We start from the raw sequence: 16,105 nt of genomic DNA on the forward strand, positions 1-16,105 counted from the left end.
CCCACCGCACCCGTCACTGTCGGGACGACCGGAGGAGCCGCCCCATGCTCGACCGCCCGCGCCCACCACACCCGCTGCCCGGGCTGGCCGGACGGAGGCTGCTACCCCGGCGGGCGGTGCTGCGCGGCGTGGCCGGCTCGGCGGCGCTGCTGGCGTCGACCACGCTGGCCGGCTGCGGCACTCCTGGCGCCCGGCAGACCGAGTCGAGCTGCGTCAGCGAGGACCTCTCCGGCACCGAGAAGACGCTGGTCTTCTCCAACTGGCCACAGTATCTGGACGTGGCGGAGGGCGACGAGACGAGGCGGCCGACCCTGGAGGCGTTCGAGCGGCGCTCCGGCATCCAGGTCAGGTACACCGAGGACATCAACGACAACAACGAGTTCTTCGGCAAGATCCGTAACCAGCTCGCGGCCTGCGAGCCGATCGGCCGGGACATCATCGTACTCAGCGACTGGATGGCGGCCCGGGTCATCAACCTCGGCTGGGTGCAGCGGCTCGACGCCGCCCGGCTGCCGAACATCGGCCGCAACCTGCTGACCTCGCTGCGGAACCGCCCCTACGACCCCGACAACGTGCTCGCCATCCCGTGGCAGTCCGGGCTGGCCGGGCTGGCCTACAACGGCCGGGTCACCGGCGAGCTGCGTACCGTCGACGAGCTGCTGAACCGGCCGGACCTGAAGGGCCGGGTGACCGCGCTGGCAGAGATGCGGGACACCATGGGGCTGCTGCTCTGCGCCGGTGGGCACGACCCGGCCAACTTCACCCCGGCCCAGTTCGACGAGGCGCTGGAGAAGCTGCGCCGGGCGGTACGCGACGGCCAGATCCGCCGGTTCACCGGCAACGACTACGCCGCCGAACTGGCCCGGGGTGACATCGCGGCCTGCGTCGCCTGGTCCGGCGACGTCATCCAGCTCGCCGCCTCCGACGCCCGGATCCGGTTCGTCGCCCCGGACTCCGGGGTGATGCTCTACTCCGACAACATGCTGGTGCCGAACCGGGCGACCCACCGGGCCAACGCCGAGGCGCTGATGGACTACTACTACGAGCCGGCGGTGGCGGCCCGGCTCGCCGCGTACGTCAACTACATCTGTCCGGTGCAGGGCGCGCAGGCCGAGATGGAGAAGATCGATCCCGAGCTGGCGACGAACCCGCTGATCTTCCCGGATGCGGCGCTGCTTGCCCGGTCGAGGGTCTTCATGGCCCTGGACGAGGCCCGGGAACGCGAGTACGAGTCGAAGTTTGCGCAGGTCATCGGGGGTTGACGCGGATGGTCGCCGAGGAGCCGTCCGGAGCGCTGCGGCTGGTGGAGCTCAGCAAGCGGTTCGGCGACGTGACCGCGGTGGACCGGCTCGACCTGACCGTGCCGGCCGGCTCGTACTTCGCCCTGCTCGGGCCCTCCGGCTGCGGCAAGACCACCACGCTGCGGATGGTGGCCGGGCTGACCGAGCCGACCGGTGGCCGGATCCTGCTCGACGACGAGGACATCACCCGGCTGCGGCCGTACCGGCGGCCGGTGAACACCGTGTTCCAGAGTTACGCCCTCTTCCCACACCTGGACGTCTTCGCCAATGTCGCGTTCGGACTGCGGCGACGGCGGGTACCGGACGTCGCCGGGCAGGTGCGCCGGATGCTGTCGCTGGTGCAGCTGGACGGGTACGAGCGGCACCGGCCGCACCAGCTCTCCGGTGGGCAGCAGCAGCGGGTGGCGCTGGCCCGTGCCCTGGTCAACCGGCCCCGGGTACTGCTGCTGGACGAGCCGCTCGGTGCGCTCGACCTGTCGTTGCGCCGCCGGATGCAGGGCGAGCTGAGGCGGTTGCGGGCGGAACTCGGCGGCACCTTCGTGCACGTCACGCACGACCAGGAGGAGGCGATGACCCTCGCCGACACGGTGGCGGTGTGCGATGCCGGCCGGATCGAGCAACTCGGCCCGCCGACCGAGCTGTACGAGTTCCCCGCCACCGCCTTCGTGGCCACCTTCCTCGGTCGGTCCAACCTGCTCGCCGGCACCGTACGCGGGCGCAGCGGTGACGACCTGCTGGTCGAGGCGTACGGGCGGCGCTTCTCGGTGCCGTCGGCGCGGGCCAGGGTCGACTCCGGCGCGGTGCTGCTCGGGGTACGGCCGGAGAAGGTGCGCCTGGCCGGCACGGCGGAGCAGGTGCCGGCCGGGCACCAGTGGCTGGACGGCACCGTCGGCGACGTCGGCTACCTCGGGGTCAGCACCGACTACTCGGTGCGGACCGGTGCCGGGGTCGAGCTGTCGGTCTTCGCCGCCGCCGACGGGGAGTCGAGCCGGATCCCGACCGGTGCCCCGGTGGTCGCACACTGGCATCCCCGGCACGCCTTCCTGCTCGACGGCGGCACCTCGGCCTCCGGCGCCGGCACGTCCGACCGTCCGTCACCGGCACCGTCACCGGCACCGTCACCGGCACCGTCACCGGCACCGGCACCGTCAGCGGCAACGTCACCGGCACCGGCATCGGTACCGGCGAGGCGCGAGTGAGGCGGCGCGGCCGGGCGATGCCGTACCTCCTGGTGCTGCCCGGGCTGCTCTGGCTGGTGCTCTTCTTCCTCGCCCCGGCGGTTCAGCTCGCGGCGACCAGCCTCTACGACCCGGCCGGCTCACTGAGCACCGGGTACGCGATGACCTGGTCGTGGCGCAACTATCCGGATGCGCTGGCGGCGTACGGCGGACAGCTCGGCCGCTCGTTCGGGTACGCCGGCCTGGCTACCCTGCTGGCGCTGCTGCTCGGCTACCCACTCGCCTACGTGATCGCGCTGCGCGCCGGTCGCTGGCAGCACCTGCTGCTGGTCTGCGTGGTGGCCCCGATGTTCACCAGCTTCCTGGTCCGGATCCTGGCCTGGAAGACCATCCTCGCCGACGGCGGTGCCGTGGTCGGTCTGCTGCGCGGGGCGCACCTGCTCGCCCCGGACGGCCGGCTGCTCGCCACCCCGGTCGCGGTGGTCACCAGCCTGACCTACTGCTACCTGCCATTCATGGTGCTGCCGCTCTACGCCAGCCTCCAGCGGCTCGATCGCCGGCTGCTGGAGGCGGCCGGCGACCTCTTCGCCCGGCCGGCCCAGGTGTTCCGGCGGGTCACCCTGCCGCTGTCGATGCCCGGGGTGGTGGCCGGCACGCTGCTCACCTTCATCCCGGCCGCCGGCGACTTCATCAGCGCCGAACTGCTCGGCACCCCCAACGAATACATGATCGGCAACGTGATCGACGCGGCCTTCCTGGTCCGGCTGGACTATCCGCAGGGCGCCGCCCTGTCGGTGCTGCTGATGGCGGCGATCCTGGTGCTGGTGGTCGGCTACCTGCGCCGGGCCGGGCGCGCGGAGCTGGGGTAGCGGTGGGCGGGAGGTTCGGCCGGTTCGTCGCCGACCACTGGGTGCTGGCCGTCGCCGCACTGGTGCTCGGCTATCTGCTGCTGCCGGTCGCCGTGGTGGCCGGGCTGTCGTTCAACCGGCCGTCCAGCCGGCTGTCGTACGACTTCGCCGAGTTCACCCTCGACAACTGGCGGGACCCGTGCGCCGGCCCCGGGATGTGCGCGGCGGTGCTGCGCAGCGTACAGATCGGGTTCGTGGCCACGGCGGTCTCCACGGTACTCGGCACGCTGATGGCGTTCGCGCTGGTCCGGTACCGGTTCCGGGGGCGGACCGCGGTCAACGTACTGGTGCTGGCCCCGGTCGCCACCCCGGAGGTGGTGCTCGGCACCTCACTGCTCGCCCTGCTGGTCGCCGCCGGGATACCGCAGGGCTTCTGGACCGTGGCGATCGCGCACGTGATGTTCTGCGTCTCGTTCGTGGTGGTGACCGTCCGGGCTCGGCTGTCCGGAATGGACAGCAGCCTGGAGGAGGCGGCGATGGACCTGTACGCCGGCGAGTGGCAGGCGTTCCGCCGGGTCACCCTGCCGCTGGTGCTGCCCGGCATCCTGGCCGCCGCGCTGCTCGCCTTCTCGCTCTCCTTCGACGACTTCGTGGTCACCAACTTCAACTCCGGCACCACGGTCACCTTTCCGATGTACGTCTGGGGCACCAGCCAGCGCGGCATCCCGCCCCAGGTGAACGTGGTCGGTACCGCGATGTTCGCGGTCGCGCTGCTGATGCTGGCCCTGACCCGCCTCGGCCGGCGTGGGCCCCGCCACCCGGGTTGACCGTCGAGGACCCCGTCGGGTCGCCGCCCGCGCCGTCCTCGCCGACCCGGGACCGTGCCGGATATCGTCCACGCATGGTTGACCAGGTGCCGCACACGGTGGGGCAGGCGCTGCTCGGCACGGGCCGGGACGCGGACGTCTTCGCGCTCGACGAGGGGCGGGTGCTGCGCCGCTACCGGGACGGTCACGACGCGACCGGCGAGGCCGAGATCATGGGCTATCTGGCCGAGCGGGGATATCCGGTACCCCGGGTAGACCGCGCACTCGGCGCCGACCTGGTGATGGAGCGGGTCGACGGCCCGACCCTGAGTGCGGCCATGGCCGGTGGCGACCTCGACCCGCAGGCCGGGGCGGAGATCCTGGCCGACCTGCACCGGAGACTGCGCGACGTACCGGCCCGACCGGGTGGCGCGCCCGGCACCCGGATCGTGCATCTCGACCTGCACCCGGAGAACATCCTGCTCGGCCGCCGGGGACCGGTCGTCATCGACTGGCGCAACGCCCGGGACGACCAGCCCGACCTGGACGTCGCGATGAGCGCGCTGATCCTCGCCGAGGTGGTGGTCGGTGACATGTTCGGGTTGGGCAGCCTGGCCGGCGTGGGGCTGACCGCGTTCATCGCCCTCGCGCCCGGCGATCCGGTGCGGCTGCTCGAATCCGCGGTGGCGATGCGCCGGAGCAACCCCACGCTGAGCGCGGAGGAGAAGGGCAGGCTCGACGCGGCGGCGGCGCTGGTCCGGTTTGACCACGCCGGATCGGGTCGGGCCGGCTGACGCCTCCGCGGTCCTCGCTCGCGGTCGTGGAACTGCGGTTGCCGGACGCGGTGGTCAGCCGCGTGTCGGTGGGGGCCGTCGGTCGCGGCCGTCAGTTGGGACTGCGCGGCGCGAGCATCGCCGCGACCGGCGTCTTGGCGAACTCGGTGCCGCTGTCGTAGTCGGTGCTCCGGCTGACATCCGCCCAGGCGGTGGCCTCCTGGGAGCGGGACCGCGCCGACTCCTCGGCCAACCGCAGCGCGTCGGAGCCGAGCAGCAGCCGCAGCGGAGGTACGGCGAGCGTCACGAGGTCGGCGATCACCCGGGCGGCCCGTTCCGGGTCGCCGGCCTGCTGACCGTCCATGTCGCGGCGCAGCGCGTGCAGCCGCCCGACGGTCTGCTGGTAGTCCTCGCCCACCTCGGCCATCCGCATCGACGCGCCGCCCCAGTCGGTGCGGAAGGCGCCGGGCTCGATGATGGTGACCCGGATGCCGAATGGCTTCACCTCGTTGTACAGCACCTCGGAGAAGCCCTCGACGGCGAACTTGGCGGTCTGATACGCGCCCAGCCCCGGCGTGCCGCCGACCCGGCCGCCGATCGAGGAGAACTGGAGGAAGTGTCCCGCGCGACGGGCCCGCAGCACCGGTAGGGCCGCCCGGGTGACGTTGACGACGCCGAACAGGTTCGTCTCGACCTGCGCCCGGAAGTCCTCCTCGGGCATCTCCTCGATCGGCGCGCTGTTGGCGTAGCCGGCGATGTTGGCCACCACGTCCAGCCCGCCGAAGGTCTCCACCGCGGCCTGCACCGCCGCCCGTGCGGCGCCCGGGTCGGTGACGTCGAGGGCGTACGGCCGCACCTGGTCGCCGTACCGGCTGACGAAGTCGGCGAGCTGGTCGGGCTGCCGGGCGGTGGCGAGCAGGTTGTCGCCCCGGTCCAGCACCTCCTGGCTGAGCGCCCGGCCCAGGCCCCGGGAACTTCCGGTGATCAGCCACGTCTTGGCCATGGTGTCGCTTCCCTTCGGCAGGGGCGTCGCAGGCGACGTCCGGGGACGGCTCCCCGGGTTCGACTCTGCTACGCCCGCCGCCATGGGCGCCGGAAAGCGGCCCGTCGCCACCCGTCCGGCTGATCCGCCGGTCCGTTAGGCCAGCGGATCAGCACTCACCGCGTGCCGGGTGCGGGTCGGGGAGCCCGGGCTGCCAGCTCCAGGAGTTCGTCGACGCTCCACTGGTCGTAGACGTGTTCGCCGTGTCGGGAGGCCAACACCCGGCCGTCGGGGGCGATCAGGAAGTCGGCCGGCAGCCCGAACCGCCCGCCGTGCGGCACGGTCGCCGGGGGGCGTTCCCGGCGCCGGACGATCGCCCAGACGCTGCGCAGCACGGCCCGGAGGATCGGCAGCCAGGCGCGCGGGTCGAGTAGGGCGCGGCGGGCCGACTCGACGCCGAACTCCACGTAGAGCCGCTTGTCCGGGTCGGCGATCACCGCGAACGGAAGCTCCGCGACGTGTTCCCGCAGCTCGTCGGCGGGGGAGTGGAAAACGACCACCTCGCGCACGCCGGCCGCGTCGATCTCGCCGTGCCGGACGACGATCGAGCGCAGGTGCAGGTTGCAGACCGGACAGCCGGCGAACCGCCGGAACTGCAGGTGCACCAGACGGTCGGGATCGGGGACCGGGAGCGCCGCGCCGATGACCGGGGTGAGCTCGCGGACGGGGACGACGGAGCCGGGTCCGACCGGCCGGGGTGTGGGCATCGGGCGCTCCCCTCGTAGGCGTACAACGTACTCCTAAAATCGTAGGCGTATGTCGTACGCTGTCAAGTGCCATGCCGCGTCCCCGCTCGCTCACTCCCGACCAGCTCGCCTCGGCCGCCCTGGCCGTGCTCGATCGGGACGGTCTCGCCGGACTGACGATGCGAGCCGTGGCGACCCAGCTCCGGATGAGCACCATGGGCCTCTACCGGTACGTGACCGACCGCGCCGAGCTGGAGGCGCTCGTCGTCGAGCTGGTGTTCGGCACCGTCGACCCCACCCCGCCGACCGGCCAGGCCGACTGGCGGGACCGGATCCGGATCATGGTGCACCGGGTTCGGCGGGCGGTCGACGCTCATCCGGCGGTGGTGCCGCTGACCGTCGCGCACCGGCACACCTCGGTGAGCCTGCTGCGCTGGTCGGAGACGGTGCTGGGCATCCTGACCGAGGCCGGCCTGGACGGCGGGCGCCGGGTGATCGCCCTGCGCGGCCTGCTCAGTTACCTCGTTGGCGCGATCCAGCTCGAACACCTGGGTGCGCTCGCCGGACCCGGCACCGGGGTGATCGCCGGGCTGCCCCCCGACGAGTTCCCGCACCTCGGCGAGACCGCCCAGTACGCCCGGCGGATCGAACCCGCCGAGGAGTTCGACGGGGGGCTCGACATCGTGCTGCGCGGCCTGGCGGACCCGGTGGCGCCGGCGGACCCGGAGTGAGCCGCACCGGTCAGCCGGGACGAATCGCGCCGCCGGCCGGGGCGAACGGCCGGGTCAGGGTGGACCGCTGGGTCACGTGAAGGGGTCCGGTCAGGGTCAACCCGCCGGGTCAGGGTCAACCGGCCGGGTCAGGTAAGGGTCGCCCGGGCCATCGCGCCCGGCTCGGGGCCCGCCTCGGCGAGCACCCTGCCGTCCTGAGCCCAGATCCTCGACCGTCCGGCGGCGTCCGGGTAGCCGCCACCGGTGGAGCCGGCGAAGCTGGCGATCGCCACCCAGACCCGGTGCGCGGCGGCCACCCGGCGGGCCCGTTCGTCCTGCACACCCCAGTCCGCCGCCGAGTCCAGCACGCCCGCGACGTACCCGTCTATGCCGAGCGCGGCGGTGTCGGCCGCGTGCCGGGGTACCCCGGTGTCCCTGCAGACCGCGAGCCCGAGCCGCCACCCGGCCACCTCGACCACGGCCGGCGCGTCGCCCGGGGCGAAGTGCTCCGGCTCCGCTCCGCCCAGCCACATCTTCCGGTACGCCACCCGGGCGCCGCCGCCGTCGACAGCCAGGACGCCGATGTGCGGTCGTCCGCTTCGGCCGGGCACCGGAGCGCCGACCAGCGCCAGCGAGCCGGTGTCGGCGCAGGCCGCCACGATCGGGCCGAGGCGTGGGTCGTCGGCGTCGACCGGGGCGGCGTCGAACTCGTACCCGGTCAGCGACATCTCGGGAAAGGCCACCACCCGGGCCCGGGCCGACCGGACCGCCTCGGCGTGGCCGTGGGCGTTCGCCAGCACGTCGTACGCCAGGCAGCGCGGCTGGGCGACGGCAACGGTCAGCGGCTCTGGCACGCGCCCGATCGTAATCGCGCCGCCCCGCGCCGCCCCGGCTCGTGATGTCACGTCGGGTCTGCGTCGTCCGGGCCGGCCGGGGGTGCAGGGCCGGTCCGGCCCGGACGACGGTGTCGATCAGACCCGGGTGGACCTCGGGGTTTCGGCGCCGACCGGGCTGGCCGGTGCGGGCCGTTCGAGGGCGACCCGGGGCAACCAGCGATCCAACCAGGACGGCAGCCACCAGGCGCGGGCGCCGAACAGCCGCATCACCGCGGGCAGGATCAGGCAGCGGATGACGAAGCCGTCCACGAAGATCGCGACCGCCAGGCCGAGCCCGAACTGCTGCAGCATCCGGCCCGGGTCGAAGAGGAAGGCACTGAAGACCACGATCATGATGGCGGCGGCGGCCGTCACCACCCGCCCGGTGGTGGCCAGGCCCTCCCGGATCGCGCCCGGCGCGTCGCGGTGCCGCTCCCAGTGCTCGTGCATCCGGGAGACCAGGAAGACCTCGTAGTCCATCGAGAGCCCGAAGACGATCGCGAAGATCAGGACGGGTACGAACGCCTCGACGGGACCGGGCTGGACGCCCAGGTTGCCGTACTGGAAGACGTAGGTGATCACGCCGAGCGCGGTGGCCACACTGAGCAGGTTGAGCACCGCCGCCTTGACCGGGATGAGCAGGGAACGGAAGACGAGCACCAGCAGCAGGGTCGACAGGCCCACCACCACGACCACGAAGAGCGGCAGCCGGTCGGAGATCGCGTCGGCGAAGTCGACCGCCGCCGCCGTACCGCCGCCGATCGAGACCGGTGCGCCGGTGTTCCGCTCCACCGGTGGCAACACCTCGGTACGGAGCCGTTCCACCAGGTCCATCGTGGCCGCGTCCTGCGGGGCGGAGGTGGGGAAGAGTAGCAGGGTGTGCAGTTGCCCGTCCGGTGCCGGGAACGGCGGCGTCACCGAGGCGACCCCGTCGGCGCCGGCCAGTGCGCTGCCCACCTCGGTCGCGGCCGGTTGGCCGCCCTCGACGACCACCACCAGTGGACCGTTCTGCCCCGGGCCGAACCCGGTCGAGATCAGGTCGTACGCCTGCCGACTGGTCGAGGTCGGCGCGTCGCTGCCGGCGTCGGCGAAGCCCAGCCGCATGTCCAGGGCCGGCACCGCGAGCAGCACCAGCAGCGCGGTCGGCAGCAGCAGGGCCAGCCAGGGACGCCGCTGCACGAACCCGGACCAGCGTCGCCACCCCGCGCCCTCGGGCCGCTTCGCCCGCTGGGCGCGGCGCCGGATGGCGCGCTCGACGCGGCCGCCGACGATGGCCAGCAGCGCCGGGAGCAGGGTCAGCGAGGCGAGCATCGTGACCAGTACCGTCAGCGCCACCGCCACGGCCACGCCCTGGAGCGAGCCGAGACCGAGGACGACGAGGCCGAGCAGGGCGATCACCACCGTGCAGGCGGCGAAGAAGACCGTACGGCCGGCGCTGTCCAGGGCGATCCGGGTGGCGGTGGCCCGATCGGCGCCGTGCAGCAGTTCCGACCGGAAGCGGGAGAAGACCAGCAGCGCGTAGTCGATGCCGACGCCGAGCCCGACCAGGGCCATCAGCGGGGCGGTGTAGTCGGCGACCGTCGCCACGTGCGAGGCGAGTGCGACCAGGCTGAGCGTGCTGCCCACCGCGAAGATCGCGATCCCGATCGGCAGCGCGGCGGCGAGCAGGGAACCGAAGAGGATCACCAGGATGACCAGGGCGGCCAGCAGGCCGGCGCCCTCCGCCGCGCCACCCTCGCTCTCCTGGGCGGCCCGGACCGGGTCACCGGCCAGTTCCACCCGTAGCCCGTCCCCGGCCGCCGCCCGGGCGGTCTCGATGACGGCCCGTACGTCCTCGGCCGGCACCTCCTCGCCGGGCCGGTCCAGGGTGACCGTCGCGTACCCGATGGTGCCGTCGGTGGAGACGGCGTGCGGGTCGTCGTACGGGCTGGTCAGCTCTGCCACCGAGGCCAGCTGACGCACCTGGCCGAGCATCGGCTCGACCTGTTGCCGAGCCTCGGCGGTGCCGATCCCGCCCGGGTGGTGCAGGACGATCTGGAGGCTGCCGGCGGTCTGCCGGGAGCCGTGCTCGCGCAGCGTGTCGGTGGCGGCCTGCGACTCGGTGCCGGGCAGGGAGTGGTCGTTGTGGTAGTCGGTCCCGACCGCCTGCGCGGCCACGGCGAGGCCCACCAGGACGACGACCCAGGTCAGCAGGGCGACCCAGCACCGCCGGTACGCCCAGCCGGCCAGCCGGGCGAAGAAGCCGCCCCTGGTCGACCCGGCCCGGCCTGTCCGGTCCGGCACCTCACCGTCGGGCCGCTCGGCAGGAGTTGGTTCGGTCGGCATTGTCAGCTCTCCTCGCGTTCTCGGGTCCGGCCGCTGGTCGCCGGGTGCCCCACTTCTCGATAGGTGCTGAATCTACATGTAGGCTACCTACATAAGCGGCGACGGCCCGACCCGAGGCGCCGAAGGGGTGGGAGATGGTGGTACACCCGTAGGGGTCATCCGGTGTGGACGACCAGGGCAGCAGCCGGCTGCGAGCGGGACTCCTCCGCCGGGGTGTTGGGTCAGTGGGAGGTCGTCGCCGCGCGCGCCGTGGCGAGGCAGCGCGCCCCGTTCACCGCCACCAGGAACATCGGCAGCATCAGGACGACGACCGCGATCGGCAACCGGGCCAGTGCCACCGGGCCGGTGACCGGGCTCACGAGCGCGAGCATCAGGCCGATCGTGCTGAAGGCCGCCGCCATGGTGAAGGCGAAGATCCCGGCCAGCCGGATGCGCCGGGGGTTGACGCCGAGTCGGCGTACCCCGGTGCCGAAGGCCCAGACGCCGAGCAGTGCGACGGCCACGGCCAGGGCTCCCAGCCAGCTCACCAGCAGGTCGAGGACGCCGGCCAGCCCGGGCAGCGGGTCCGGTTCGGCCGCCTGCCAGGCGACCAGGTGCCAGATCGGCGGCTGCGCGACGAGGCTGCCGAAGGCCAGCAGCGCCGTCCGCCGACCCTGGGCCAGCGCCAGCTCGGCCTGATACCCGGGGGCGATCTGCGAGACATCACCGAAGTCGTCGATCGCCTGCCGTGCGGCCGTCTCGGGCGGCAGACCGAGATCCGCGTACGCCTCGGTCGCGTCGACCAGGCTGTCCCGGGCCTCCCGGAGCAGACCGCTCTTGACCCGCCGTGGCCCTCGCAGGGCACGGTCGAGGTCGGCGAGGTATCCGTCTATCGCGGCGGCCACGGCTCACTTTCGCTAGGCATCGGTGCCCAGTATGCCGGGCCCGGCCCGTCGGGCGGAACGCACGCGACCCCGAGATTCCCCTGAACCGCGTCCTGAGGCCGGACGCCCGAAGGCCGGTGGACGCCGGACCGTGGAAACGCATGTAGGGATTTTGTGCGCAGTCTACGTAGGCTGCCTGAATCCTCGTCGTTCCCGGAGGTTCTGTTGCGGCAAGCCACCTTGAAAGCAGTGCTGTGCACCGCCCTGGTCGCGTTGCTGAGCCCGTTCCTGCCGGCCCCGTCGGCCAGGGGGGTGTCGGCCGCAGCGGGAGAAAAGTTCGGCATCGTGATGCTTGCCGACAGCCAGAACGCCGTCCGTCAGTTCAAGGGACTCCTCCCGAAGATGACCGGATGGGTGGCCGACAACGCGGTCGCCCGCAACATCCGGTACGTGCTGCACGTCGGCGATGTCGTAGACCGGCATGCCGACATGGGCGAATGGACCGAGGCCCAGACCGCGATGAACCTGCTCGACGGGGAAGTCCCGTATGCGATGGCGGTGGGGAACCACGATGTGGACGGGTTCGGGGTTGACGCGAACAACCGCACGGCGACGAACTTCAACCTGAGGTTCCCGCGTGCGAAGTTCGCCTGCATGCCGTCCTTCGGCGGCTCGCAGTCACCCAGCACCTACGACAACACCTACCATCTGTTCTCGGCCGGCGGCACGGACTGGATGGTCCTAACGCTGAAGTGGGCGCCCGTGGCGGCGGAATTGACATGGGCGGCGCAGCTCGTCGCCGCAAACCCGGGTCGCCAGGTCATCATCGTCACCCACGACTACCTTCTCGGCGACGGGACCCGCTCGGCGGTCGGCCAGCAGGTCTGGAACGCCGTCGCCGGCGTCTACCCGAACGTGGCGATGGTCCTGTCCGGGCACCGCAGCGTCGCCCGCAGATCGTCGGTGGGCCGGAACGGCAACACGGTTCACGAGATCATGGCCGACTACCAGAACCCGTCTCAGCGGAACCCGAACGGCTACCTGCGTGTGTTGGAGTTCGACCCGAGGGCCTCGACCCTCTCGGTGCGGACATACAACCCGGAGACCGGTACCTCATTGACCGACCCGGCGAATCAGTTCACCCTTTCCGGGATCAGCTTCCCGGCGGGCTCGGCGCCCTCAGAGCCGCTGGTGCGCCAGGCGCTGGTACGCGCCTCGGCAACCAGCGCCCACACCGAGAACGGGGCCGCACGCGCCCTCGACGGGGACTGCCGGACGATGTGGCACAACGAGTTCCAGCCGGCGACCCCCCTTCCGCAGTCGGTGACGCTGGACCTGCAACGGGTCCACGACGTACGCGGGCTCGTATACGCACCGCGTAACGATCACACTCAGAACGGGACGGTGACGGCGTACACGGTCGCGACCAGCCTTGACGGTACGTCGTTCCAGCCGGCGGCGACCGGGACGTGGCCGGACGACCGAACCCTCAAGCGCGCTACGTGGCCGGTTACCGAAGCCAGGTACGTGCGACTGACCGCGTCCGCCGGGCATGCCGGGTTCGCGGCCGCGGCTGAACTGCATGTGGTGTACCAACCAGAGTCGCTGGTAGCGCAGGCGCTGATGAAGGCGACGGCGACCAGTGCCAATGCCGAGTACCCCGCGTCGCTGGCAGTCGACGGCAGCCCGGACACGATCTGGCACACCGAGTGGGTACGGCCGGCGCCGCTGCCCCAGTCGATCACGCTGGACCTCGGGTCCAGCCAGCAGGTGCGCGGCCTGGTCTACCAGCCGCGGCTCTGGGCCGCCGACAACCTGAGCCCCAACGGCATCATCACCAGATTCCAGGTGCAGGTCAGCTCGGATGGCGTCACGTTTACGACGGTGGCCACCGGAAGCTGGGCCGATGATCGCACCACGAAAGGCGTCCGGTGGGCCACGTTGCCAGCCAGGTACGTCCGGCTCCAAGCGACGGCAGGCCGCGGCGGCTACGCATCGGCCGCAGAGCTGGACGTGGTGGCTGGCGTCGCCGGGTGAGGATCCTCTGTGCTGGTCAGAGCTTCCTTAGCAAGTGTGCCCCCGGCAGGATTCGAACCTGCGCTCCCGCCTCCGGAGGGCGGTGCTCTATCCCCTGAGCTACGGGGGCTCAGCGACCCAGGAAGAGTAGCAGGCATGGCCGCCCGGGCACGAATCGGTATCCGCCGTGTCGGGCCCGCCTGCCGTGCCAGGGAACGACCCCGCTACCGGCCGCAGCTCGGGAGCGGGTGCAGCACGATCCGGGGCGGGAGCCGGCGGGGCCACTCGGCCCGGGTCCAGGAGCCGTCGACCACGACGTGTACGGCGTCCCCGTCCGCCCCGCTGAGCCGGAGCAGGAAGTCCCGGGAGAGGGCCGGGTCGACGTTCGGGGTGGTGATGAGGAACCGCACCCGGCCGCGTACGGAGACCGCGGAGAGGACGTCGGCGGCGGGTACCACCCCGTGCAGCCGGGTCCGGCCGATCCAGCACAGCTCGGCCCGGTGCTCCTGGGCGGCGCGCACGATCGCCGGGTACTCCCGTTCCACCCACAGTGCCACCGCGTCCACGCAGAGCCCGCAGGCCCGGTCGGTGGGCTGGCGGGGGCCGAGGCCCCAGGCGCGCAGGTAGCCGCCGATCTCGCTGCTGTCGACGGGCAGGCCGTACCGGTCGTGTACGAGGCTGGCGACGCTCTGCCGGGTCCAGAGTTCGTCGTCCAGCCCGAGCTGGTCGGGATAGCACCCGCGCAGCGTCTCGATCAGTTCCAGCTCCTGGTCGCGGCTGAGCGTTCCCGCCTCGCCGGACCGCTGTCCTCGTCGGACGGCCGCGACCGCGCCGTCCCCGCCGATGGTGTGCCGACGGCACCAACTGGTGACCGACCGACGTCCGTCCCGGAGAGCAACCGTCATGTCTAGGACAACGACGGCAGATCCTGACTGGTCACGTTATGTATGGAGAAAACTCGTCAAACCGGGCAAGTGGTCGAAGTCAGGCAATGCGTACTCGAAGAAGAAACGGAACCGGCGGCCGTCCCCGAGGGGACGGCCGCCGGACCAGGCGATATGGGATGGACCGGTCAGGGGGTGCCGATCCTGCCCTGGAGGCTCCGGAGAAGCTCGATCTCCTTCTTCTGCCCGGCGACCATGGCCTCGGCCATCTCGGTCACCTGTTCGTCGTCGGAGAGGTCCAGGATGCCGTCGGCCATGTGGATGCCGCCGAGGTGGTGGTCGTACATCAGTTTCAGGAAGAGGGCGTCGAAGTCGCGGCCGGTGGCGGCCCGCAACTCGGCCCGCTGGGCGTCGGTCGCCATCCCGGGCATCAGCCCGTTCTTCAGCGCGCCCGAGCCCTCCGGCATCCAGGCCATCCGGGGCTGGCGACCGGTCGGGCTCAGCCCCCACTCCTTCAACCAGGTCTGCATTATCCCGATCTGGGCCTGCTGGGTCAGGGCGATGTCCGCGGCCAGGGTCCGGATGTCCGCGTCGCTGGTCTTCTCGTGGGCGAGGATCGCCATCTCGACCGCCTGGGCGTGGTGCGACGACATGTCCCGGGCGAACCCGGCCTCGGGCGAGTTGGTCCCGGGATGGAACAGTCCGGGGGCGAGCAGCCCGCCCGCGAACCCGAGCAGCATTCCCAGCAAGATGGCCAGGGCCAGCGCGGCGGTGCCGGCGTTCCGCCTGCCCGAGGGGCGGACCGTCGTCTCATCCTCCGGGGCGGCGGTCGCCACCGCCCCCGAATCGGTGGTCACGCCGATCAACCGCCCGCCGGAGGCATCGGCTGGTCGCCGGGGACGTTGTCCCGTGGCGTCGTACCGGTGGCGGTGATGCCGCCGGAGCAGGCGGCGCCCGGCTCCATGCTGGCGTTCTGCCGCAGCGCCTCGATGAAGTCGTCGATCCGGCCGTCCGTGGGGCTGTCGAGCTTGAGCTGGTAGCCCCAGGCCTGGAGCGAGATCGGCCGGTCGAGGTTCTCCACCGGGCTCATCATCATGAACTCGTTGCCCCGGACCTTGCTGGCCAGCTGCTCCACCTGGTCGGCGGGCAGGTCTGACTTGTAGGTGATCCAGATCGCGCCGTGCTCCAGGCTGTGCACCGCGTGCTCGTTGGCGATCGGGGCGTCGTAGACGTCGCCCATGCAGTTCTGCCAGGCGTTGTTGTGCGAACTGCCGACCGGCGGGTTGACCTTGTAGGTGAGTGGGCCGGCCACGTGGGACTCCTTGCCGGGCAGCGGGTTCACCGCCGACGGGTCGCTCTCCCGGAAGTTCACGATCCCGTCGATCGCGGCCGCCTTGTCCTCCCACTTCTTGCCGTTCTGGACCACCGCGTACGCGCCGTACCCGATGATGCCGGCCGCGACGACGCCGACCAGGACGAAGAGGCTGATGGACCCCCACGAGCGACCCTGGCTGACCTTGACCGGGGCGACCGGACGGCGCTGCTGCGGCTTCTTCCCGCCTCCGCCGTTGCGGCCGGCCGGCACCCGGGCGCCGGAGCCGGACCTGCCGCCGGACTTGGCGGCGGAGCCGGACTTCACAGCGGAGCCCGACTTGGCGGCCGTCCCCGCGGGCTTGGCCCCGGCCCCCTTCTCGCCCTCGGCGGGCTTACCACCGGCCGGCGCCTTCTTGCCGGTGCTGACCACGGACGGACGGCGCTGTTCGCCGCCCGAGGTGCTGATGCTCATGGTCCCTCGTCA

At 72.0% G+C, this 16,105-nt stretch carries 15 protein-coding genes and 1 tRNA gene; 7 read left to right on the forward strand and 9 right to left on the reverse strand.

Annotation, left to right across the window (positions count from 1 at the left end; all coding sequences use genetic code 11):
• The first annotated feature begins 44 nt into the window (after positions 1 to 44).
• From ABNF97_RS07670 to ABNF97_RS07690, 5 genes are all read left to right on the forward strand, one after another.
• Entirely contained in the window at positions 45 to 1,262 is a 1,218-nt protein-coding gene (locus ABNF97_RS07670; protein ID WP_349338084.1) for a polyamine ABC transporter substrate-binding protein, read from the forward strand.
• Positions 1,263 to 1,267: 5 nt separating this feature from the next.
• Positions 1,268 to 2,500: an ATP-binding cassette domain-containing protein gene (locus tag ABNF97_RS07675; RefSeq protein WP_207230464.1), complete on the forward strand. Its 1,233-nt coding sequence runs from the start codon at positions 1,268 to 1,270 to the stop codon at positions 2,498 to 2,500.
• The gene (locus ABNF97_RS07680) at positions 2,497 to 3,348 is read left to right on the forward strand and encodes an ABC transporter permease (protein WP_349338085.1); all 852 of its coding nucleotides are present in this window, start codon (positions 2,497 to 2,499) and stop codon (positions 3,346 to 3,348) included. Before ABNF97_RS07675 ends, ABNF97_RS07680 begins: the two co-directional genes overlap by 4 nt.
• Positions 3,349 to 3,350: 2 nt before the next feature.
• Positions 3,351 to 4,154 carry an ABC transporter permease gene (locus tag ABNF97_RS07685; RefSeq protein WP_349338086.1) on the forward strand — a complete coding sequence of 268 codons (804 nt, stop codon included), beginning with the start codon at positions 3,351 to 3,353 and terminating at the stop codon, positions 4,152 to 4,154.
• A 74-nt stretch (positions 4,155 to 4,228) separates the two neighbouring features.
• Complete coding sequence (locus ABNF97_RS07690) at positions 4,229 to 4,927, forward strand: phosphotransferase (protein ID WP_349338087.1); 699 nt, start codon at positions 4,229 to 4,231, stop codon at positions 4,925 to 4,927.
• A gap of 91 nt (positions 4,928 to 5,018) precedes the next feature.
• Here the strand turns inward: ABNF97_RS07690 and ABNF97_RS07695 are convergent, their stop codons facing one another.
• Both ABNF97_RS07695 and ABNF97_RS07700 read right to left on the reverse strand, forming a co-directional pair.
• Positions 5,019 to 5,909 (reverse strand): oxidoreductase, encoded by an 891-nt coding sequence (locus ABNF97_RS07695; protein ID WP_130462166.1) that lies wholly within the window; start codon positions 5,907 to 5,909, stop codon positions 5,019 to 5,021.
• 155 nt (positions 5,910 to 6,064) lie between these two features.
• Positions 6,065 to 6,655 (reverse strand): AhpC/TSA family protein, encoded by a 591-nt coding sequence (locus ABNF97_RS07700; RefSeq protein WP_130462167.1) that lies wholly within the window; start codon positions 6,653 to 6,655, stop codon positions 6,065 to 6,067.
• Positions 6,656 to 6,726: 71 nt separating this feature from the next.
• On the opposite strand from ABNF97_RS07700, the gene ABNF97_RS07705 reads away from it, so the two are divergent.
• Positions 6,727 to 7,365, forward strand: coding sequence for a TetR/AcrR family transcriptional regulator (locus ABNF97_RS07705; RefSeq protein ID WP_349338088.1), 639 nt, complete (start codon positions 6,727 to 6,729; stop codon positions 7,363 to 7,365).
• Positions 7,366 to 7,493: 128 nt separating this feature from the next.
• Here the strand turns inward: ABNF97_RS07705 and ABNF97_RS07710 are convergent, their stop codons facing one another.
• From ABNF97_RS07710 to ABNF97_RS07720, 3 genes are all read right to left on the reverse strand, one after another.
• Positions 7,494 to 8,198, reverse strand: a complete 705-nt coding sequence (locus tag ABNF97_RS07710; protein WP_349338089.1) for a carbon-nitrogen hydrolase family protein — start codon at positions 8,196 to 8,198, stop codon at positions 7,494 to 7,496.
• A 117-nt stretch (positions 8,199 to 8,315) separates the two neighbouring features.
• On the reverse strand, positions 8,316 to 10,544 hold the full coding sequence (locus tag ABNF97_RS07715) for an MMPL family transporter (protein ID WP_349338090.1): 2,229 nt from the start codon (positions 10,542 to 10,544) through the stop codon (positions 8,316 to 8,318).
• Between the two features lie 221 nt (positions 10,545 to 10,765).
• A complete protein-coding gene (locus tag ABNF97_RS07720) occupies positions 10,766 to 11,428 on the reverse strand; it encodes a permease prefix domain 1-containing protein (protein WP_349338091.1) in 663 nt (220 codons plus the stop codon).
• A gap of 381 nt (positions 11,429 to 11,809) precedes the next feature.
• Here ABNF97_RS07720 and ABNF97_RS07725 point away from each other — a divergent pair, with 381 nt between their 5' ends.
• Positions 11,810 to 13,444 carry a discoidin domain-containing protein gene (locus tag ABNF97_RS07725; protein ID WP_349338239.1) on the forward strand — a complete coding sequence of 545 codons (1,635 nt, stop codon included), beginning with the start codon at positions 11,810 to 11,812 and terminating at the stop codon, positions 13,442 to 13,444.
• Between the two features lie 37 nt (positions 13,445 to 13,481).
• On the opposite strand, the gene ABNF97_RS07730 is transcribed toward ABNF97_RS07725, so the two are convergent.
• The 4 genes from ABNF97_RS07730 to ABNF97_RS07745 form a co-directional block, all read right to left on the reverse strand.
• Positions 13,482 to 13,553, reverse strand: a tRNA-Arg gene (locus tag ABNF97_RS07730).
• Positions 13,554 to 13,647: 94 nt separating this feature from the next.
• Positions 13,648 to 14,328: a winged helix-turn-helix domain-containing protein gene (locus ABNF97_RS07735; protein WP_130462172.1), complete on the reverse strand. Its 681-nt coding sequence runs from the start codon at positions 14,326 to 14,328 to the stop codon at positions 13,648 to 13,650.
• 167 nt (positions 14,329 to 14,495) lie between these two features.
• A complete protein-coding gene (locus ABNF97_RS07740; RefSeq protein WP_349338092.1) occupies positions 14,496 to 15,164 on the reverse strand; it encodes a DUF305 domain-containing protein in 669 nt (222 codons plus the stop codon).
• Positions 15,165 to 15,169: 5 nt separating this feature from the next.
• A complete protein-coding gene (locus tag ABNF97_RS07745) occupies positions 15,170 to 16,093 on the reverse strand; it encodes a DUF3105 domain-containing protein (protein WP_130462173.1) in 924 nt (307 codons plus the stop codon).
• Positions 16,094 to 16,105: the final 12 nt, after the last annotated feature.

Origin of the sequence: Plantactinospora sp. B6F1, from assembly GCF_040120695.1 — a bacterium.
Taxonomy (GTDB): domain Bacteria; phylum Actinomycetota; class Actinomycetes; order Mycobacteriales; family Micromonosporaceae; genus Plantactinospora.